This window comes from Allobosea sp. TAF32 (assembly GCF_052113585.1).
Lineage (GTDB): Bacteria > Pseudomonadota > Alphaproteobacteria > Rhizobiales > Beijerinckiaceae > Allobosea.
Genome location: NZ_JBFRDM010000007.1, coordinates 63,179 through 81,807, shown reverse-complemented (window position 1 = coordinate 81,807; position 18,629 = coordinate 63,179). Strand labels below are relative to the sequence as shown.

Below are 18,629 nucleotides of genomic sequence, written 5' to 3'. Positions count from 1 at the left end.
AGCCGCCGAATAATGTTGCAATCACCGCGCGGACTGCCTCACAGCGATTATACGCGGCGGATTGATGGATTTGACGGACTTCGAGCAATCGCGGCACTGATGGTTGTGGCCAACCACAAGACGGCAATTGCGCATGAATTTAATATATACAGTGGATCTTACGGAGTAACTCTGTTCTTTATTTTGAGCGGATTCCTGATCGTAAATATACTTAGAAATTATAAATATAACATCGACATGGGAGTCGGAATTTACAACGACTATATCTATAATTTTTATCTGAACAGGTTACTCAGAATCTGGCCACCATACTTCTTGACGATTGCATTGGCGTTCACGATGGGCGTGATCGGGATATGGAATCCGCTGACGCCATCCGAGCTGGCGGGCTCCCTGACGTTCACGATGAATGTCTTCCAGGCCTACTACTGGGCTGACTATCCCGAGCATATTGGCGCGCTTTGGAGCATCGCAATCGAAGAGCAGTTCTATCTCTGGGCAGCACCGGTTTTCCTCCTGAGCCCGAGACGTTATTTTCCCGCCATCTGCATGATTGTCATCGTCATCGCAGGCCTATCTGTCCCGCTGAACTGGCTGCTTGGCCTCCCCAGTCGAGCCATCTATGTCGGTTCCGCAGTCAATTTCGGTTTCATGGCTCTCGGCGGGCTCTGCAGCATCGCCATCAGACCATCCCCCATCTACGCAAGGGCCGCGCCGTTTGCCCTGATAGCCTTCCTTCTTCTGCCCATTGCAGCTTCCCATTACCCGACCAATGGTCTGCCGGCGTTGCTATTGAGAGCGTCGACCGCGCCGATCGTCGCTGTGCTGCTGCTCGGAATAGTCAGTGATCAAAAGAGCCTTTTGGTTCGGGCCCTCAGCCTCAAGCCGTTGGTCTATGTCGGACAGATCAGCTACGGCCTCTACCTCTATCACGGCCTCGTGGATCTCAGGCCGCTACCCATTGAGCCTCTTTGGCTTGGCCTCGTTGAAACCCCGATTGCATTCGCCGCCGCGTCGCTATCGTGGCGCTACATGGAACGCCCATTGATTGGGCTGAAAGGGCGCCTCCGGCGGGAACCGACGGCCAGCGCGCCCGCGTCATCGCGTATAAAGGGCGAGAGGAGCTGAAGCGGGGGCGTCAGCCTGTCTATGCAGCTCTTCGTCTTCGCGATTGCGGATGATCGTGATCGATCGAGGTTGGAGCGCCTTACCGCAAGATAGAGCCATGAGAAATGCGATGTGGAATCCCACATCGCGATCGCTCGGGTGCTTCGAGGGATAGACGTCATCAACGAAAATAAATCGCGATACGGTCGCCGGCGATCTCGTGGATCGCCATCTCGACATCGTAGATCGCGCCCATGACCTCTGCCGTTATGATCGCTTCCGGCGGCCCTTGATGCAGCACCCGGCCGTCGCGCATCGCGACAATCCGATCGGCGTAACAGGAGGCGAAATTAATGTCGTGCAGCACGACGACGACTGTCTTGCCGAGTTCGTCGGCCATGCGGCGCAGGAGGCGCATCATGCCGCGGGCATGTTTCATGTCGAGATTGTTGAGTGGCTCGTCGAGCAGCACGTAATCGGTGTCCTGGCACAGCACCATCGCGACGTGCGCGCGCTGGCGCTGGCCGCCAGAAAGCTCGTCGAGGAAGCGATCGGCCAGCGGTTCGAGTGCGAGGAAGGCGAGTGCGCGCTCGACATGGTACCTGTCCTCCTCGGTAAGCCTGCCCTTCGAATGCGGATAGCGGCCGAAGGCGACGAGGTCGCGCACGGTCAGCCGCGCGGCGATGTGGTTGTCCTGCCGCAGGATCGAGAGCCGCCGCGCCAGATGGTCGGAGGGCGTGCGCAGCACATCGAGCCCGTCGACCAGGATCTGCCCGCCGCTCATCGGGATCAGCCTGCCGATCATGGAAAGCAGCGTCGACTTGCCGGCGCCGTTGGGGCCGATCACCGCGGTGACGCCGGCCTTCGGCAGGGTAAGGCTGACGCCGTCGACGACGAGCGTCTCGTCATAGTGCTTGCTGGCGTTGCGGATCTCGATCACCGGACACTCCCCCGGACCAGCAGGATGATGAAGACGATGCCGCCGAGGAATTCGACGATAATCGCCAGCGCCGTGTCGAAGGCGAAGACGCGTTCGAGCATGAGCTGGCCGCCGACCAAGAAGAGGATGGCGAGCAGGATCGCCGCCGGCAGGATCAGGATGTGCCGGTGCGAACGGATCAGCGCATAGGCGAGGTTGGCGACGAGCAGCCCGAAGAAGGCAACCGGCCCGACCAGAGCCGTCGACACGCTGACAAGGAGTGCGATCACGAGCAGGAGCCGCGTGATCCGGCTGCGGTAGTTGATGCCGAGTGCGATGGCGCTGTCGCGCCCGAGCGCCAGCACGTCGAGCTCGTGACGGCTCCGCCAGGCGGGAATCGAGGCCAGCGCCGTCGCCAAGGCGGCGATGCCGAGCAGCGTCGGATCGACCGTGTTGAAGCTGGCGAAGAAGCGGTCCTGCAGCACGACGAAGTCGTTGGGGTCGATCATCCGCTGCATTACGGACGACAGGCTGCGGAACAGGATGCCGAGCACCGCCCGCCAACGCCGCCTTCCAACGCGCGACCGTGGCTGGAGGCTCATGGGTGACGAAGCGGATATCGAGCCGCGCCGACTCGCCGAGTCGGCTAAAGGCGGATCGGGGCCTCGCCTCGCCCAGGATCGCCCTGACGATGCGTCGCACGGCCAATCCGTCGCGCGGGGCGTTCAAATGTCGGCCCATTGCCGCAACAGGTTGTGATAGGTATTCGCCAGCGTCAGCACGGAGGGGTGATCGTCCGGCAGGTCCTGCCGCAGGCGGATGATCGCCAGATCGAGCTGGTGCAAGAGGCCCCGGTTGGCCTCGTCCTTGATCATCGACTGGGTCCAGAAGAAGGAGGCCCAGCGGCTGCCGCGAGTGATCTCGTTGACGCTGTGCAGGCAGGTGGTCGGATAGACGATGAGGTCGCCTGCCGGCAACTTCACCTCGCGCGTGCCGTAGGTGTCCTCGATCACCAATTCGCCGCCGTCATAGTCCTCAGGCGGAGTTAGAAACAACGTTGAGGAGATGTCGGCGCGCATCCGCGCCCCGCCCGCGGCGGAGCGCACCGCGGCATCCACATGGCTGCCGAAACGCATGCCGATATCGTAGCGGTTGAACATCGGTGGCAGCACTCGCAGCGGCATGGCCGCCGAAGTGAAGGTCGCATTGCGGCCCAGCCCATGCAGCACGATTTGGCCGAGCTCGCGCGCTTGCGGTGAATCCACGGGAAGTTGCAGGTTGTTCTTGACCTTGCGAGCCTGCTCGCCGGCCGTCACGGAACCGTCCGTCCAGGCCGAAGCCTCAAGGACGGAGCGGCAGTGTTGGACCTCCTCGGATGTCAACAGGCCGGGAATGTGTACGAGCATGTCGTGTTCTCGACAGAAAGAGATGGAAGGACCGGGACCGGCCTTCCATCCAGATCAAGGCTGCGTTGATCGCTGGCTCAGAAGGTGGCTCCCACCGTCAGCACCACTGTGCGTCCAGCTGACGGTATTGCACGCGCCGTATTCAGGTTTTCGCCTTGGAAGAACGAGTCGTAATTCAGCCGGTCCGTAAGATTGTAGCCGTTGAGCGCCACGCGCCAGTTTCTGTATTCATATGAAATCAGCGCATCGAGCGAGAAGCTATGCGGAAGCTCTGCCATCTCGTCGTTGCGGATATACATCTTGTCGCGATAGGTGAAGCCGCCCCCCACCAATAGACTTCCCGGCACCGCGCCTGCGAAAAGCGTCGCAACATCATACGTCGTCCACAGCGAAACCGAATTCTTTGGCACGCCCGGCACCGGGTTGCCCTTATTGGCTACGACGTTCGTGCCGACGATCTCGCTGTCGAGATAGGCATAAGCGAGATTGACGGCCCAGGCATCGGTCACCTTGCCGGAGAGGCCCGCTTCGAAACCTCGAACCCGCTGCTTTTCTCCTGTCTGCGTCAGGACGCCACTCGTCGGGTCGGAGTAATAGGCATTGTTTTTCGTCACTTGGAATACAGCCGCGGTTAATCCGAGGCGCCCGTCGAGAAGACCGATCTTTGCACCAAGCTCAAAAGTGTCGGTCGTCTCGGGATCAAGATTTGTGCGTGCGGCGACGATCGGATTGACGTCGGAGGCAACATACTGCCCGAAGGGCAGGTTCGCTGCCGACGCAAACGAAGCGTAGAAGGTGCAGTCCTTGGTCGGCTCCCAGATCAGACTTGCCTTCGGACTCCAAAAATTGGCATCCGCATCCGTGATTGTTCGCCCCGTCGCTGCGGTTAAATCGTATTTGGAACGGAAATAGTCCCAGCGAACGCCGCCCAGGATCGAGAACTGGTCGGTGAGCCACACACGGTCGCTCGCGAAAAGCGCGACATCGTCGGATTCCGAGCGTTTCACATTGTTCGGATTCGGCAAGATCGCATAGTTCGCCCACGTATTCGGGGACCAGAGGCGCGGAATCGGATTCTTCGCGGGAGAGTATGAAAAGCCCTGCCGCTTGTCGTCCTGGTGGTTCAGGTCGAGCCCGAAGATCAACTCGTGGCGCAGGAAGCCGGTGTGGAACTTGGCGATGCCGGTGGACACATTCTGGATGCCCCAGGCCTTCTGCTCATAAGTTGGGCCGCCGCCGGCACCGTAGACGATGATCGGGTTTCCACCAGCGAAGAACGTGTTTGCGCAAGCCTGGTCGCAGCTTGGGGTCGTCGCGCTGAATCGGCGATCGTAATGTGAGAGCCTCGTGTCGTTGCTGAACGTCAGCCAATCCGTCACCTTCGTCTTGAAACGCGAGGTGATCATATCGACGTCGGAGACGTCCTCATCGCTGGATTTTCCGTAATAGAAGTTCCGCGGAATGCCGAATTCGGTCACCGGTCGACGTATGGTCGAGGCAGTCCTACCGATCATCGGAACTCCATAGTCCGGCGTGCGGTCATTGTGCTGGTGGAAATAGTTCAGGTGCCAGGTCGTATCCGTGCCCAGCCCCATGGCCAGCGAGGCGGCAAGCCCCCACCGATCTGACTTGACGCCATCACGGTCGGCAATGTCTTGCCGATTTGCCATCCCATTGATGCGCAGCGCCGTTGTTTCGTTGATCTGCTTGTTGACGTCGAACGTTCCACGGGCCAACGCGCCGGTGCCAAACGAGCCATTCACGTCATAACGATCACCAAGGCCTGCTTGCTTCGAGGTCGTGTTGATCGCGCCACCGGAGGTACCGACGCCAAAGCTCTCGGAAGACGGCCCTTTGAGCACTTGCACCTGCTCGTAGTTGAAGCTGTCGCGGACATAGACGCCAAAATCACGTAGACCGTCGACATAGTTGTCGCCGAACGCCTCAAAACCGCGGATGCGGAAACGGTCGCCGTTCGGCCCGCCATTGGCCTCCCCGATCGCGACGGTGATGCCCGGGACGTTGCGGAGGGCTTGTTCGAGCGTCGTGATCCTCTGCTGCTGGATGATCTCCTGCGGCACAACGTTGACAACCTGCGGAATGTCCTGGACGCGCCCGGGCAGACGGTCGACACCGGTTTGCGCTTGCAGCGTGTTCCCTCCGGCACCGCCCTGCACGTCGATCGTCGGCAGATCAATTGATGCTTCACCAGCCGCCTGAGCCATGACCTCAAATGGAACGAGTGCGGCGGCGCCCACGGTGAGCCCCAAAACCCACGTGTTCTGGGAGGAGGATTCGCGATCCCTGTCCTGGTTCATCTTCGGCGCACCCCAAGCCCGCTTTTCAGCAATCCAAAAGGCTATAAGGGTTGGAAAACTGCGGTCGCAACACCGATGTTTCAGGTCACGTCTAAGTTTTGTTTTGCGCATTTTAGAGCGATTATAAAATCAAACTTCATGCTGAATTCGACTTGAGTGAGGCATATACGATCTCCCAACATTCTCCGGCGATGCAACGAGATCGAAACAGTGAACACGACTTCCCGTCTCTCGGACTTGATTGATGCTCAGTTGCTTTTCAAGCCTGCGTCAACTCGCGAGGTGGGCGCGCCCCGTTCAAGCCATCTGCGCAGATTGCGCCTTCTCATGGCGCTGGACGTCCTATTGGTTACAGGCAGCGTCAAAGGAGCAGCTGCTCAACTCGGCTTGAGCGCACCTGCGATGAGCCGCCTTCTGGGACAGATCCGCGCAGAGGTCGGCGATCCGATCTTTGTGAGAACCGGACGCCAATTGGTTCCCACACCACGGGCGGAAGCGATGCGCCTGGCCTTACGGAATCTTGCATCCGACGTGGAGCGCGTGCTCGATCGCAATTACGATTTGCCAGCCGCAGAGCAGAATGAGCACCGTGGCTCCAAACCGCTGTCGCGCCGGTCCCCTCCCCTGGGAATCCGGCCAAGCGTGTTGCTCGATGGTCAGCCCACTCCTGTGGAATTCGCAAAAGGTTTGGCTGAGCTCGCGAATACCTCTGATCCCCGACGACGCCTGGCTGGCTATCTGGCTTTGATGGGGCGTGGCATCGGCAACTCCCGGCCATTGACCCAAACAGAGGCTGACGATGCCTTTGAGATCATTCTCAACGGGCAAGCGGATCCGCTTCAGATTGGTGCGTTTCTCCTCCTGATGCACTATAGGCGCGAGACCGCGCCTGAACTTGCCGGCATGGTCTCGGCAGCTCGTCGTGTTAGTCAAACAGCAGGGCAATCCCCTGATCATGTCGATCTCGACTGGCCGGCCTATCTGCCCAGGCAGTCGCCGCGTCCACCGTGGTTCCTTCAGGCAGCACGCCTTGTCGCCAATGCCGGATATCGGGTCCTTCTGCACGGACCGACGACTGACGCAGCCAGCAGTCTCACGGAACTCGGTTTGGAAAAATTGGGCATTCGAAAATGTTCATCGCCATCCGAAGCCCGAAAGAAACTCAAGTCCGACGGTATTACCTTCTTGTCGCTTCGGTCACTTGGAGCTCAATTACAAAATCTACTGGACCTTTACCCAGTGTTCGAGTCTCGGACTCCCATCCATTCAGTGGTGCACATGCTCAATCCACTGGGAGCCGATGCCATTTTGGCAGGCGTCGCCCGCATCACTTACCATGGCATGCATCGGGATGCTGCCCATCTACTGCAATGGCCGGGAATGTCGGTCCTAGCCAGCGCCCGAGATGTTGCCGAGTTCAATCCGTTCAAGACCGCCAAAATCTATCGCCTCAGCGACGGTATCTCGGACGAGGTGATACTTCCCATGCAGAACGAGATCAGGTCGCCACCTCGCTCGATCTATTCAGTCATGGAAAACTGGGAAGCGGTTTGGGCGGGGGCAGAACGCGACGCGCGCGCGGTCGAAGTGGTTGTCAACACGGCGGCGGTAGCGCTTCTGACCATTCGCAAACAGGGAGTTGATGACTACCCACGCGCTCTGGAGGAAGCACGCCTCCTTTGGCAGGAACGTTTCAGTTAGCTGGAGTGTGGCCCTGCGGGCAGACAGGATCAGGTTGCGGTTTTGACCAAAAGCCGGGCGTGTCGATCCTCGAACTGCTGCCGGCTGAAAAACAGCCGAGCGCGGGAGTGCAGTCGACTTGGGCTGCTGCAGCTCTCGCCGTCGGGACAGAGCGCTGGTTCGGCGGCGCTCGATCAGCGGAGACTTTGGAGGCTTGCCGAAGAGCCGACCCTGCACAGGCCCATTTCCTGCAGCGCGTAGGCGGCTCTCAGGCAAATGTCCTCCCGCCACGGCGGTGCGATGAGCTGGACCCCGATCGGAAGTCCGCCGCCCCGGACCGGCACGACCGCGACGGGCAGCCCGATGCAAGAGATCGGCTGTGTGAACAGCCCCAGGCTTGGGCGCAGCGGAAGGGTCTCGCCCCTGACCTCCAGGGTCTTTTGACCGATGAGCGGCGCCGGGCATGGCGTGGCCGGCGCGATAATGAGATCGACTTCGGCGAAGCATCGCATCATCTCGTCATGGAACCAGCGGCGAGCACGTTGTGCCTGGACATACCACGCAGCCGGCAGCAGGGCGCCCGCCAGGAAGCGATCGCGCGTTTCGGGATCAAAATCATCGGCCCGTTCGCGCAGGCGCGGCAGATGGAAGGTCGAGCTTTCCGCATTGGTGATCAGGAAGGCGGCGGCGCGTGCGATCGCGGCGCCCTCCATGACGAGGCCCGGCTTGCCGCCAAGCGCCTTGGCCACCGCTGCAACTGCAGCGTCAGCTTCCGGCATGCCGTCGGTCGCGAAATAGCCGGCCGCCACGGCGATGCGCAGCCCCGAGAGCCCATCATGCAGATGCGGCATCACCGGCTCGACCGGCCGCTGTGCACAGGCCGGGTCGCCCGCATCGGGGCCCTGCATCAGGTCGTAGGAAAGCGCGAGATCGGTTGCGTCCCGCGCCAACGGTCCGAGATGGTCGAGGGAATCGCAGAAGGGAAACGAACGCGTGCGCGGCAGGCGCCCATAAGTCGGCTTGAGCCCGAAAACCCCGCAAAGCGAGCCCGGGACGCGGATCGAGCCGTTGGTGTCGGAGCCGAGCGCGATCGGCACGAAGCCTGCGGCAGTCGCTGCACCGGAGCCCGAGGAGGAGCCACCGGCCATCCGCGCCAGATCGTACGGGTTCCGGCAGGGGCCGTCATGGGCGTTCTCGCCGGTGAAGTCATAGGCATATTCGCCCATATTGAGGCCGCCGAGCAGGATCGCGCCGGCCGTGGCGAGGCGCTCGACGAGCACCGCGTCCCGCGTGGCCGGCCGCCGCTCTCGGTTGATCTTCGAGCCGGCGCGCGTCGGCAGGCCGGTGATGTCGAACAGGTTCTTGGCGGCGAAGGGCACGCCCGCCAGCGGCCCAAGCGGCTCACCGCGCGATCGGGCAACGTCGACCACGCGTGCCTGCTCCAAGGCGCGCTGCGCCGTCAAGTCGGTGAAGGCGTTCACATGCGGATCGAGCCTTGCGATGCGGGCGAGCGCCGCTGCGACCCCCTCCTCGGCGGTAGCCTCCCCGTCGCGAATCCTGCGGGCGGCCTCGTGAGCCGGGGCGAAGGCGTCGCTCATCGGCCGCCTCCCGGCAAGCCGGGGCGGAAATTTGGCGCCAGCTCCAGCCTGTCGTCGGCCAGCGGCGTCGCGTCGACGATCCGCGCCATGTTGTGGGCGATGGTGAGGAATTGCAACACGACCGGCTTTTGCGCCTCGCTGATCGCCAGGCCCAGCGTCGGTGCCATCACCTCGAGATGGCGGGCGGGGTCGAAGCCTCCGGGCGAATTGTCTGCCGTCTTCATGCTTCCGCTCTCTCCATGCGAACGAGCGCTGCCACAAAGGCCGCGCCGATCTCGGCGCTGGTCGTGACGCAGCCGAAGATGCCGCCCTGGGCCGCGATCATCCGCAACCCGACCTCGTGGAATTCCGGGACGTAAGAGGCACAGGCGTCGCCGGGTACGAGGCAACGATAGCCGCGATCATTTGCTTCGCGGATGGTGGTGTGGACGCAGACCTCGGTGGTGACACCGGCGACGATCAGGAAGGTGATGCCGCGATTGCGCAGCATCAGGTCGATATCCGTCTGGTAGAAGGCACCCTTGCCGGGCTTGTCGACGACGGGTTCGCCGGAAAGCGGAGCGAGCTCGGCAATGATGTCGTGGCCGGGCTCGCCGCGGACGAGGATGCGGCCCATCGGGCCGCAGGCGCCGATCCGCTTGTCCGGAGAAGAGCGCTCCAGCTTGGCGGGCGGCGCGTCCGAGAGATCGGCGCGATGGCCTTCGCGCGTGTGAATGATGAAAAGACCGGCCTCTCGCGCAGTGTCGAGCAAGCTTTGGCATGGGGCAATGGCGGTGCGGAGCCGCGAGACGTCGTTGCCGAGTGCCGTGCCAAAGCCACCGGGTTCGAGAAAGTCGCGCTGCATGTCGATCATCAGCAAGGCGGTTCGCTCTGGCTCGAGCGCGAAAGGCGCGGGCTGAGCCGGAATGACGAGACGACCCATAGCGACTCCCTGGGCGACAGATGCCGAAGGCTCTGCAAGGCGCGTGCCCGCCCGCTCCGGCGCGGCCGTCATCGGCGATCGCCGGGTTTTCGGCGCGGCCGGCCGCAATGCCGAACCGCGCGCACAACTCTTGCATACATGCCGATGGGAACTGCCTGCCCTTTGGGCACTATGATGGAGGCCGCCGCGTGCAAACCCTGACCGAGCTTTTGGCCGCGCATCTCGCGGGAGCCCGGCGCCTCAGCGAGACCGTGACGGGCTGCTATGCGCGCTGGCGGGCGCATGGCGACCCGGCGATGTTCATCACGCTGCGCCCTGAAGCAGAGGTCGTCGCGGAAGCCGAGCGCTTGCAGGCGGAGGGACCGCGAGGCCGCAGGCTCTGGGGTATGCCGATCGCCGTCAAGGACAATATCGACGTCGCGGGCCTGCCCACGACCGCCGCCTGTCCCGCCTTCGCCTACACGCCGACACAAGATGCGAGCGCCGTCGGGCGGCTCCGGGCAGAAGGCGCGATCGTCATCGGCAAGACCAATCTCGACCAGTTCGCGACTGGGCTCAACGGCACGCGCTCGCCCTATGGGACGCCACGCAACGCGCTGCGGGCCGACCTCGTTCCCGGCGGGTCGAGCTCCGGCTCGGCGAGCGCGGTCGCGGCCGGAATCGTGCCGGTTGCGCTCGGCACGGATACGGCCGGCTCGGGGCGCGTTCCCGCAGGCTTGCAGAATATCGTCGGGCTCAAGCCAAGTGTCGGGCTGGTACCGAGCGCCGGCGTCGTGCCGGCCTGCCGCACGCTGGACTGCATCTCCGTCTTCGCGCTGACGGTGGAAGATGCCTGGGCCGTGCTCGATGTCATGGCGGGGCTCGATCCGGCCGATCCGTTTTCGAGGTCGCTGCCGCTCGGCCGCCCCGGCGCCGCGCCGCCCTCGATCCGGCTCGGCGTGCCCGGCCCGGCCGATCGCGATTTCGCCGGTGATCGCCTTGCCGAAGCGAGCTACGCGGCGGCGCTCGAGCGGGCGGCAGCGCTTGGAGCCGAGATCGTGCCGCTCGACTTTGCGCCCTTCTACGAGACCGCGCGGTTGCTCTACGATGGCCCCTGGGTCGCCGAACGCTGGCTCGCCATCCGTGATCTCTACACGAGCGATCCAGATGCGATCCTGCCGGTGATCCAACAGGTCATCGCCGGCAAGCCCTTGCCGGATGCCGCAGCCGCCTTCGCCGCGCGCTATCGCCTGGCGGAACTCGCGCTCGCGGCCAAGGCCACGATGAAGGCCGTCGACGCCCTGATGGTGCCGACGGTTCCCCGCCCGGTGACCATGGCCGAGATGGCGGCTGATCCGATCGGCGCCAACTCCATGCTTGGACGCTATACCAATTTCGTGAACCTGCTGGATCTTTGCGCACTCGCTTTGCCGGTCAGCGTCGCAAGCGACGGCACGGCGGCCGGCGTCACGCTGATCGCGCCAGTGGCACAGGATGCGGCTCTTGCAGGCTTCGGGCGCGCCTTCCATGCCGCCAGCGGCCTGCCGCTCGGCGCAACCGGCCGTCCCATGCCGGCGGCGCCGGATTGGCCGACTTCGGGCGAACCCGGCGGCATCGAGATCGCGGTCGTCGGCGCCCATCTTTCAGGCATGCCGCTCAATGGCGAGCTGACGGCTCTGGGCGGCAGTTTTATCCGCGCGACGACGACGACGCCCGACTACCGGCTCTTCGCCTTGCCGGGTGGCCCGCCGATGCGGCCGGGCCTGGTGCGCGTCGCGAATGGCGGCGGAGCCATCTCGCTGGAGGTCTGGTCGCTGCCGCCGGAGGGCTTCGGCCGCTTCGTCGCCGGTATTCCCGCGCCGCTGGGGATCGGCACGCTGGGGCTGGCCGACGGCACGCTGGTCAAGGGCTTCCTGTGCGAGGCCGTGGCGACGCAGGACGCGCGGGACGTCACCCACTTCGGCGGCTGGCGCGCCTTCGTCGCGGCGCAGTCGGCTCAGCGCGCCCCCGCATAGCTGCGAAAGGCATCGCGCACGAAGCCGATATGGGCCCGCATCGCATCAGTGGCGGCCTGCCGGTCACCGCGCAGAATCGCCTGCACGATCACGTCATGTTCCTGCCAGGAGCCTCCGAGCCGCCCGGTCGTGCGGAACTGTGCCCGCCGGAACGGCGCGACGCGCTTGCGCGTCATCAGCGTCATCTCGGCCAGATAGCCGTTATGGGTGCCGGCATAGATCGCGCCGTGAAAGGCCTCGTTGCGTTCGTGGTAGCGCAGCGGATCGCCCTGGTGCACCAGTCCGCGCAACTCCAGATGGATCGCCTCCAGCCCGTGGCGCTCGGCCGTGTCCATGTTGTGGGCGGAGAGCCCGGCGCAGAGCGCTTCCAGCTCTGCCATCGCCTCGAACATGTCGTGGAGTTGCTCCGGTGTCGGCAACGCGACGAGCGCGCCACGATGCGGCCTGACCTGCACCAGCCCGGAAGCGGACAATTGGCGGATGGCTTCGCGGACGGGCGTGCGCGATACGCCGAAGCGCTTGGCCAGCTCCTGCTCGTCGAGCGCCTGGCCGGGCGCGAGCAGGCCGGAGACGATCTCGTCGGCTAGCTGCAGGCGCAGGCTCTCGGTGCGGGTGAGCGCACCCGCTTCGGCATCGGGTTGGGTCGCACTGCGTCGCATGGCGGCCGGTCGTGGAAGCGCAGCCGCCGGGGCGCCCGGCCTAGCGGGCAAGATTCGCTCGGTCATCCCCGCCGCTCATTCGGCGATGATGCTGACATGAGCGGCCACGACGCGCCAGCCTTCCGGAAACCGGACCCAGCTCTGGCTCTGGCGCCCGATCTTGCCGGTCATGCCATCCCGGCGAAACAGCGTGTTCGCGGTGGCGAAGTCATCGCCATAGGTGGTGATCCGGGTCCGTTCCAGCGCCCGCATCAGCCCTACGGGCGAGCGCCCTGCCCGGAAGGCCGCGATTTCCGCATAGCCATAAAGGTTCTCGCCCACGCCGTAGCGCAGGGTTTCAGGGGCGTTCCTGAAAAGCTTGTCGAGCGTTTCCACATCGTTCGTGGTCAGCGCTTTCTCATATTCGGCGAAAGCGGCTTCTACTTCCGCAAGGATGGCGGGATCGTTGATCTTCATGGCCCTGTTGCTTCGACGTGCGGGTGAAGGAGGCGTCATGCCGGCGGGTGCGGAATCGCGGTGAGCAATTCTTTCGTATACTCCGCCGTGGGCGCGCCGAGGACGGCCTCGGCCGTGCCCTGCTCGACGATCTGCCCGCTGCGCATCACGATCACCCGGTCGCAGAGCAGGCGCACAACGTTGAGGTCATGCGAGACGAAGATGTAGCTCATGCCGAGCCGCTGCTTGAGCTCCTCCAGCAGGTTGAGCACGACGGCCTGGACGGAGACGTCGAGCGCGGCAGTCGGCTCGTCGAGGATGACGAGATCGGGGTCGAGCGCGATTGCCCGCGCGATGCCGACGCGCGCTTTCTGGCCGCCCGAGAGCTGATGCGGGAAGCGGTCGATCAGCTCCACCGGCAGGCCGACGAGCTGCGCCAGCTCCTCGCAGCGGGCTCTGAGCGCGGCGCGGCCCCGGACACTCCCCATGCGCAGGATCGGGTCGACGATAGCCCGCTCGGCCGTAAAGCGCGGATTGAGGCTGTCGGTCGGATCCTGGAACACCATCTGGATACGTCGCCGGAAGGGCGATGCGGCGAACTGTTTCGCCGGAATCGCGCCGATATCCTGCCCGGCGAAGATGATGCGACCGGATGTCGGATCGAGCAGCCGGTTGACCATCATCGAGGTCGTCGATTTGCCGCAGCCGGATTCGCCGACGAGGCCCAGCGTCTCGCCGCGGCGCACCTCGAACCCGATGCTGTCGACGGCACGGAAGGCCGGCTGGTCCGGCTCCGCCTTGCCCATGAGCTTGGCGAGGAACGAGCCCTTGGCCGGGCGAGGATATTCCTTGACGAGATTCTCGACGACGAGAAGCGGCGTTGCGCCGGCGGAGCTTGGCGGTGGGCGCGCGCTGGAGCGCGCGGCCGGCTGGGTGGCAGCCGCCCGCTTCGCCTGGTCCTCCGGCAAAAGATCGCGCAGGCTCATTCCGATGCGCGGCGTCGCCTTCATCAGCCTGCGCGTATAGGGATGCTGCGGATTGCGGAAGATGTCGGCGGCGCTCGCCGTCTCGACGACGCGGCCCTTCTCCATCACGACGACCTTGTCGCAATAGGCGGCGGCGAGGCCGAGATCATGGGTGATCAGGATGGTCGACATGCCGCGCTCGCGCGTCAGCTCGACGATGAGGTCCATCACCGCCTTCTGCGTGGTGACGTCGAGGCCTGTGGTGGGTTCGTCAGCGATCAGCAGCTGCGGCTGGCAGGCCAGCGCCAAAGCGATGACCACGCGCTGGCACATGCCGCCGGAAAGCTCGAACGGATAGGCGTCATAGCGTTCGGCCGGGCGCGCGATCCTGACCTTCTCCAGCGCCTCGATCGCCTTCTCCCGCGCGGTCGCGCGCGTCGCCTGGACATGCTGGACGAGCACGTCTTCGATCTGCTTGCCGACCTTGCGAATCGGATTCAGCGCGGCCCGCGGATTCTGGAAGATCATCGAGATCTCGCGGCCGCGCAGGTCGCGCATCTGCGCCTCGGTCGCGGAGACCAGATCGACGCCGGAGAAGGCGATCGAACCTTCCGCAACCCGGCCGGCCCGGTCGAGGATGCGGACTACCGCGTAGGACGTCACGGACTTTCCGGAGCCGGATTCGCCGACGATCGCGACCGTCTCGCCCTTGCCGACGCTGATGTCGATTGCTTTCACGGCCTGCACCGTGCCACGGCGGGTCGCGAATTCGACGGTGAGGTTGCTGACATCGAGGAGAGGCGTGCTCATCGTCAGTTCCTCCGCTGCGGGTCGACGAGGTCGCGTACGCCGTCGCCGAGCAGGTTGAAGCAGAACACCGCGGTCATCAGCGCAAGGCCCGGAAAGAAGGCGACCCACCACTCGCCCGAGACGATGAAGCTCGCGCCTTCGGCGACCATGATGCCCCATTCCGGGGTCGGCGGCCGGACGCCGAGGCCGATGAAAGACAATCCCGCCGCGTTCAGGATGGCGTAGCCCATGGTCAGCGACATCTGCACGGCCATGATCGGCATGATGTTGGGCACGATCTGCGTCAGCAGCAGCCGCCATTCCGAATTGCCCGAGAGCCTCGCCGCCTGCACGAAGCCGGCCTCGCGGCGGATATTCGCCTCGGCGCGGGCGACGCGTGCGTAGAGCGGGAAATTGATGATGGCGGTGGCGATGACGATGTTGGTCACGGAGTTGCCGAGCGCCGCGACGATGCCCATCGCCAGCACGAAGAGCGGAAAGGCCATGATCGTGTCGGCGACGCGCCCGACCAGCGTGTCGACCCAGCCGCCGAAGAAGCCGGCCATGACGCCGGCAAGCCCGCCGAGCAGGAAGACCAGTGCGACCGAGGCAACGGCGATCGAGAAATCGAGCCGCGTCGCCGCGACCACGCGGCTGAAGATGTCGCGGCCGAGTTGGTCGGTTCCGAACCAATGCGCCGCGCTCGGCCCCTGAAGGGCCGCATTCGTGTTCGAGGCCAGCGGATCATAGGGCGTGAGCCAGGGGCCGAAGACGGCCGCCAGCAGGATCAGCGCGAACAGCCCGAAGGCGAAGCCGGTCACGGGGTTTTCCGCGACGATATGCCGGGCGTGGGCCAGCAGCGTTGTCGAGGGCGGAGCCTCGAAACGCAGTTGGGCGGGCTCGATCTTGCTCAACTCGTTCATGACTCAGCCCTCCAGCCGGACACGGGGGTCGATGACGCCGTAGAGGATGTCGATCATGAGGTTCAGCGCGACGTAGAGGATCGCCATGGTCAGCACGAAGCCCTGGATCGGCGCGTAGTCGGAGGCGAGCAAGGCCTCGACCGCATAGGAGCCGACGCCCGGCCAGGCGAAGACCTTCTCGACCAGCACATTGGCGCCGAGAAGGAAGGAGAAGACCATGCCCAGCGTGGTGACCACCGGCAGCATGGCGTTGCGGAAGGCGTAGGTGCCGATGACCTTGCGGCTCGACAGGCCGCTGGCGCGCGCCGTACGCACGAAATCGGCGCCGAGCACGGCCAGCATCGAGGCGCGTGTCATGCGCGTGATCGGCGCCAGCGAGAAGATCGCGAGCGTCAGCGCCGGCAGCAGCAATTGCGCGAGCACGGCCCGGAAGATCTCGAGATCGCGCGCGATCAGGCTGTCGATCAGCAGGAAGCCGGTGACGCGCGGCGGCTCCGAGAAGAAGACATCGAGCCGCCCGAGCGGAGCCGGCGCCCAGCCGAGGATGAAATAGAAGACGTAGACCAGAAGCAGCCCGGTGAAGAACACCGGCAGCGAGACGCCGGCTGTCGCGACGATCCGGCAGAGATGGTCGATCCAGGAGCCTTGTCGGACGGCCGCCAGCACGCCGAGCGGCAGCGCGATCGCCATCGAGATCAGCAGCCCTATGAGCGTGAGTTCGGCCGAAGCCGGCAGGCGCTGCGCCAGATCGACTGTCACCGGCTGTCCCGTCGTCAGCGAGGTGCCGAGATCGCCTTTAACCAGCGCTGTCACATAGGACGCGAACTGGACCGGCAGCGGCTGATCGAGCCCAAGCTTGCCGCGGATATCGGCGATGGCCTCCTTCGAGGCGGCGGGGCCCGCAAAATAGGCGGCGGTGTCGCCAGGCAGCACGCGCGTCAGCAGAAAAGTCACGATGATGACGCCGATCACCGAAGGGATCGTCGTCTTCAAACGGGCGGCGATCATGCCTAGCATGTACAGTTCCCCCGAGATTGCTTGCGTCATTCTCGGGCGGAACGCAGCGCAGACCCGAGAATCGCTTGATCGAGATGCTCGGGCCGAGCCCGAGGATGACGAGCAGGCGCATGGCACCTGCTCGTGAAAACACCCCTCACCCCTTGGTGAAGTAGCGGAAGTCCGGCTCGCGGCAGGGCTGGAACTGGTAGCCGCCGATCGACTTCTGCATCGCGACGTCGTGGGTCGGCTGAGAGATCGGGATCATCGGCACTTCGCGCTCGACCAGCTTGACGAAGTCGACCACGAACTTCTGGTACGCGGCTGTGTCCGTGGTGAAGCGGGCGGCATTGATCAGCTTGTCGAGCTCCGGGTTCTGGTAATTGGCGATATTGAAGATCGAATTGTTGCCGTGCATCGTCCAGAACAGATAATAATCGGGATAATCGAGCCAGCCGGCGAAGCGGTTCAGCGTCATCGGATTGGTTTTCTTGGCGATCTCGGTGCGGAAATTCGCGCCGGGAATCTTGGCGATCTCAACCTCGATGCCGATCGCGCCCAGCGCTTCCTTGATGAGCACGGACATCGGCTCGGCCACCGTCGCGTTTCCGGCATCGAACTGCAGCGTAGTCGAGAAGCCGCCACCGGCGGACGCGACGAGCGCCTTCGCCTTCTCGACATTGGTCTTGTAGGCGAAGGGCGTCGGCCAGGCCGGCGGCGGTGTCTCAGGTCCCCCGGACATGTCGACGCCACGACCAAACAGCGAGGCCTGCAGCATCTTGTCGTAGGGCAGCACCCATGCGACGGCCTGGCGCAGACGGGCATCCTTGAACGGCCCGACCTGGCTATTGAGATAGAGGCCCCAGACGCCGTTGGGAATGGGAACGCCGACGACGTTGATCTTGCCGCCGTCGAGCAAATCCTTGAAATCCTTAGGGGGCAGACCGTAGGAGACGTCGGCGTCACCGCGCTCAATGAGCGCGCGGCGCGTCGAAGGCGAGGCGATGTCGCGCGCGATGATGCGCTTGAGCTGCGGCAGCTTCCCGCTAGCCCAGGCGTCATTGCGCACATAGATCGTCTCGACGCCGGGCTTCCAGCTCTCGACTTTGAAGGCGCCGGAGCCCGCTACATTGTTCTTCAGCCATTCCTTCGCGAGCGGATCGCCGCCGCTGTTCTTGATCGCCAGTTCGGAGTCGAAGACGAAGGGGATCGTGACCGCCAGATTCGGCATGGTCAGCTTGTCCTTGCGCAGGAAATCAATTCGGAAAGTCTTGTCGTCGACGGCGACGAACTGCTCCGGCTTCTCCAGCGAGCCGGCGTTCATCTGCGTGGTGGCGAAGCCGCCGATGGTGACGGCGCGGTCCAGCGACCACTTCACATCCCTGGCCGTGACGGGGCGGCCGGAATGGAATTTGGCATCGCGCAGTTTGAAAGTGCAGCTCATGCCGTCGGAGGCGACCTGCCAGCTTTCCGCAAGCTCGCCTTCGAGCTCACTCATCGAAACCTGGTTGCCGCCACCGCCGGGGATCGGCACGGGTTTGAAGCGCAGCAGACGGTCATAGCAGTTGAGCGCCACGCCGTTCACAGGTTGCGAGGCGCCGATGCCCTGCATGTCCAGGCTGTTCGGCCCATATTCCTGCACCAGCAGCAAGGTTTCGGCGCGGCTTGGTGATTGCGCGCTGGCGCGCCCCGACATCAGGAATGGCGCGGACAGGCCTCCGGCAATGGCGGCGCGACGCGTGATGGCCATGGTGCTCTCCCGAGATAGCCGACGCCGCTCTGCGCCGGACGCTTCCGTTCGGGAGGGGCAATGCAGTTACCGTGCCGGGCTTGAAGCGCTCCCGTGCCGGGGATGGGCACCGATTGCGGCGGGCAAACGCGCAGTCATGCATACAATTTGAGATCCCTCGCTCAATAA

16 protein-coding genes are annotated in these 18,629 nt (G+C 64.1%); 3 read left to right on the top strand and 13 right to left on the bottom strand.

Annotation, left to right across the window (positions count from 1 at the left end; genetic code table 11):
• The first annotated feature begins 12 nt into the window (after positions 1-12).
• A complete protein-coding gene (locus AB4Z16_RS15715; protein WP_441512294.1) occupies positions 13-1,128 on the top strand; it encodes an acyltransferase family protein in 1,116 nt (371 codons plus the stop codon).
• A 160-nt stretch (positions 1,129-1,288) separates the two neighbouring features.
• Here the strand turns inward: AB4Z16_RS15715 and AB4Z16_RS15710 are convergent, their stop codons facing one another.
• The 4 genes from AB4Z16_RS15710 to AB4Z16_RS15695 form a co-directional block, all read right to left on the bottom strand.
• Complete coding sequence (locus tag AB4Z16_RS15710) at positions 1,289-2,047, bottom strand: iron ABC transporter ATP-binding protein (RefSeq protein ID WP_441512293.1); 759 nt, start codon at positions 2,045-2,047, stop codon at positions 1,289-1,291.
• Complete coding sequence (locus tag AB4Z16_RS15705) at positions 2,044-2,580, bottom strand: iron chelate uptake ABC transporter family permease subunit (protein ID WP_441512292.1); 537 nt, start codon at positions 2,578-2,580, stop codon at positions 2,044-2,046. Before AB4Z16_RS15705 ends, AB4Z16_RS15710 begins: the two co-directional genes overlap by 4 nt.
• Before the next feature lie 171 nt (positions 2,581-2,751).
• Positions 2,752-3,432, bottom strand: a complete 681-nt coding sequence (locus tag AB4Z16_RS15700; protein WP_441512291.1) for a Fe2+-dependent dioxygenase — start codon at positions 3,430-3,432, stop codon at positions 2,752-2,754.
• Positions 3,433-3,509: 77 nt separating this feature from the next.
• The gene (locus AB4Z16_RS15695) at positions 3,510-5,750 is read right to left on the bottom strand and encodes a TonB-dependent receptor (RefSeq protein WP_441512290.1); all 2,241 of its coding nucleotides are present in this window, start codon (positions 5,748-5,750) and stop codon (positions 3,510-3,512) included.
• Between the two features lie 210 nt (positions 5,751-5,960).
• Between AB4Z16_RS15695 and AB4Z16_RS15690 the strand changes: the two genes are divergently transcribed.
• On the top strand, positions 5,961-7,451 hold the full coding sequence (locus tag AB4Z16_RS15690) for a glycosyl transferase family protein (protein ID WP_441512289.1): 1,491 nt from the start codon (positions 5,961-5,963) through the stop codon (positions 7,449-7,451).
• A 173-nt stretch (positions 7,452-7,624) separates the two neighbouring features.
• Here AB4Z16_RS15690 and AB4Z16_RS15685 read toward each other — a convergent pair whose 3' ends face one another.
• From AB4Z16_RS15685 to AB4Z16_RS15675, 3 genes are read right to left on the bottom strand one after another with little or no spacing between them, the layout of a single operon-like run.
• Positions 7,625-9,028, bottom strand: coding sequence for an AtzE family amidohydrolase (locus AB4Z16_RS15685; protein WP_441512288.1), 1,404 nt, complete (start codon positions 9,026-9,028; stop codon positions 7,625-7,627).
• The gene (locus AB4Z16_RS15680) at positions 9,025-9,252 is read right to left on the bottom strand and encodes a DUF4089 domain-containing protein (RefSeq protein ID WP_441512287.1); all 228 of its coding nucleotides are present in this window, start codon (positions 9,250-9,252) and stop codon (positions 9,025-9,027) included. Before AB4Z16_RS15680 ends, AB4Z16_RS15685 begins: the two co-directional genes overlap by 4 nt.
• Positions 9,249-9,950 carry a cysteine hydrolase family protein gene (locus AB4Z16_RS15675; RefSeq protein WP_441512286.1) on the bottom strand — a complete coding sequence of 234 codons (702 nt, stop codon included), beginning with the start codon at positions 9,948-9,950 and terminating at the stop codon, positions 9,249-9,251. Before AB4Z16_RS15675 ends, AB4Z16_RS15680 begins: the two co-directional genes overlap by 4 nt.
• Before the next feature lie 188 nt (positions 9,951-10,138).
• Here AB4Z16_RS15675 and atzF point away from each other — a divergent pair, with 188 nt between their 5' ends.
• Positions 10,139-11,944: an allophanate hydrolase gene (gene atzF / locus AB4Z16_RS15670; protein WP_441512285.1), complete on the top strand. Its 1,806-nt coding sequence runs from the start codon at positions 10,139-10,141 to the stop codon at positions 11,942-11,944.
• Here the strand turns inward: atzF and AB4Z16_RS15665 are convergent.
• The 6 genes from AB4Z16_RS15665 to AB4Z16_RS15640 form a co-directional block, all read right to left on the bottom strand.
• Positions 11,926-12,603: a GntR family transcriptional regulator gene (locus tag AB4Z16_RS15665; protein ID WP_441512284.1), complete on the bottom strand. Its 678-nt coding sequence runs from the start codon at positions 12,601-12,603 to the stop codon at positions 11,926-11,928. The two genes, atzF and AB4Z16_RS15665, sit on opposite strands and share 19 nt — an antisense overlap.
• A gap of 75 nt (positions 12,604-12,678) precedes the next feature.
• Positions 12,679-13,059 (bottom strand): oxalurate catabolism protein HpxZ, encoded by a 381-nt coding sequence (gene hpxZ / locus AB4Z16_RS15660; RefSeq protein ID WP_441512283.1) that lies wholly within the window; start codon positions 13,057-13,059, stop codon positions 12,679-12,681.
• A 35-nt stretch (positions 13,060-13,094) separates the two neighbouring features.
• Complete coding sequence (locus AB4Z16_RS15655) at positions 13,095-14,813, bottom strand: dipeptide ABC transporter ATP-binding protein (RefSeq protein WP_441512282.1); 1,719 nt, start codon at positions 14,811-14,813, stop codon at positions 13,095-13,097.
• Between the two features lie 2 nt (positions 14,814-14,815).
• Complete coding sequence (locus tag AB4Z16_RS15650) at positions 14,816-15,715, bottom strand: ABC transporter permease (protein ID WP_441512281.1); 900 nt, start codon at positions 15,713-15,715, stop codon at positions 14,816-14,818.
• Between the two features lie 3 nt (positions 15,716-15,718).
• On the bottom strand, positions 15,719-16,732 hold the full coding sequence (locus AB4Z16_RS15645; protein ID WP_441512280.1) for an ABC transporter permease: 1,014 nt from the start codon (positions 16,730-16,732) through the stop codon (positions 15,719-15,721).
• Positions 16,733-16,868: 136 nt separating this feature from the next.
• On the bottom strand, positions 16,869-18,461 hold the full coding sequence (locus tag AB4Z16_RS15640) for an ABC transporter substrate-binding protein (RefSeq protein WP_441512279.1): 1,593 nt from the start codon (positions 18,459-18,461) through the stop codon (positions 16,869-16,871).
• Positions 18,462-18,629 lie beyond the last annotated feature (168 nt).

Coding starts and splice junctions, on each gene's coding strand:
- AB4Z16_RS15715 (WP_441512294.1), top strand. CDS start 13: ATGTTGCAATCACCGCGCGGACTGCCTCACAGCGATTATACGCGGCGG.
- AB4Z16_RS15700 (WP_441512291.1), bottom strand. CDS start 3,432: ATGCTCGTACACATTCCCGGCCTGTTGACATCCGAGGAGGTCCAACAC.
- AB4Z16_RS15695 (WP_441512290.1), bottom strand. CDS start 5,750: ATGAACCAGGACAGGGATCGCGAATCCTCCTCCCAGAACACGTGGGTT.
- AB4Z16_RS15685 (WP_441512288.1), bottom strand. CDS start 9,028: ATGAGCGACGCCTTCGCCCCGGCTCACGAGGCCGCCCGCAGGATTCGC.
- AB4Z16_RS15680 (WP_441512287.1), bottom strand. CDS start 9,252: ATGAAGACGGCAGACAATTCGCCCGGAGGCTTCGACCCCGCCCGCCAT.
- AB4Z16_RS15675 (WP_441512286.1), bottom strand. CDS start 9,950: ATGGGTCGTCTCGTCATTCCGGCTCAGCCCGCGCCTTTCGCGCTCGAG.
- AB4Z16_RS15665 (WP_441512284.1), bottom strand. CDS start 12,603: ATGCGACGCAGTGCGACCCAACCCGATGCCGAAGCGGGTGCGCTCACC.
- hpxZ (WP_441512283.1), bottom strand. CDS start 13,059: ATGAAGATCAACGATCCCGCCATCCTTGCGGAAGTAGAAGCCGCTTTC.
- AB4Z16_RS15655 (WP_441512282.1), bottom strand. CDS start 14,813: ATGAGCACGCCTCTCCTCGATGTCAGCAACCTCACCGTCGAATTCGCG.
- AB4Z16_RS15650 (WP_441512281.1), bottom strand. CDS start 15,715: ATGAACGAGTTGAGCAAGATCGAGCCCGCCCAACTGCGTTTCGAGGCT.
- AB4Z16_RS15645 (WP_441512280.1), bottom strand. CDS start 16,732: ATGCTAGGCATGATCGCCGCCCGTTTGAAGACGACGATCCCTTCGGTG.
- AB4Z16_RS15640 (WP_441512279.1), bottom strand. CDS start 18,461: ATGGCCATCACGCGTCGCGCCGCCATTGCCGGAGGCCTGTCCGCGCCA.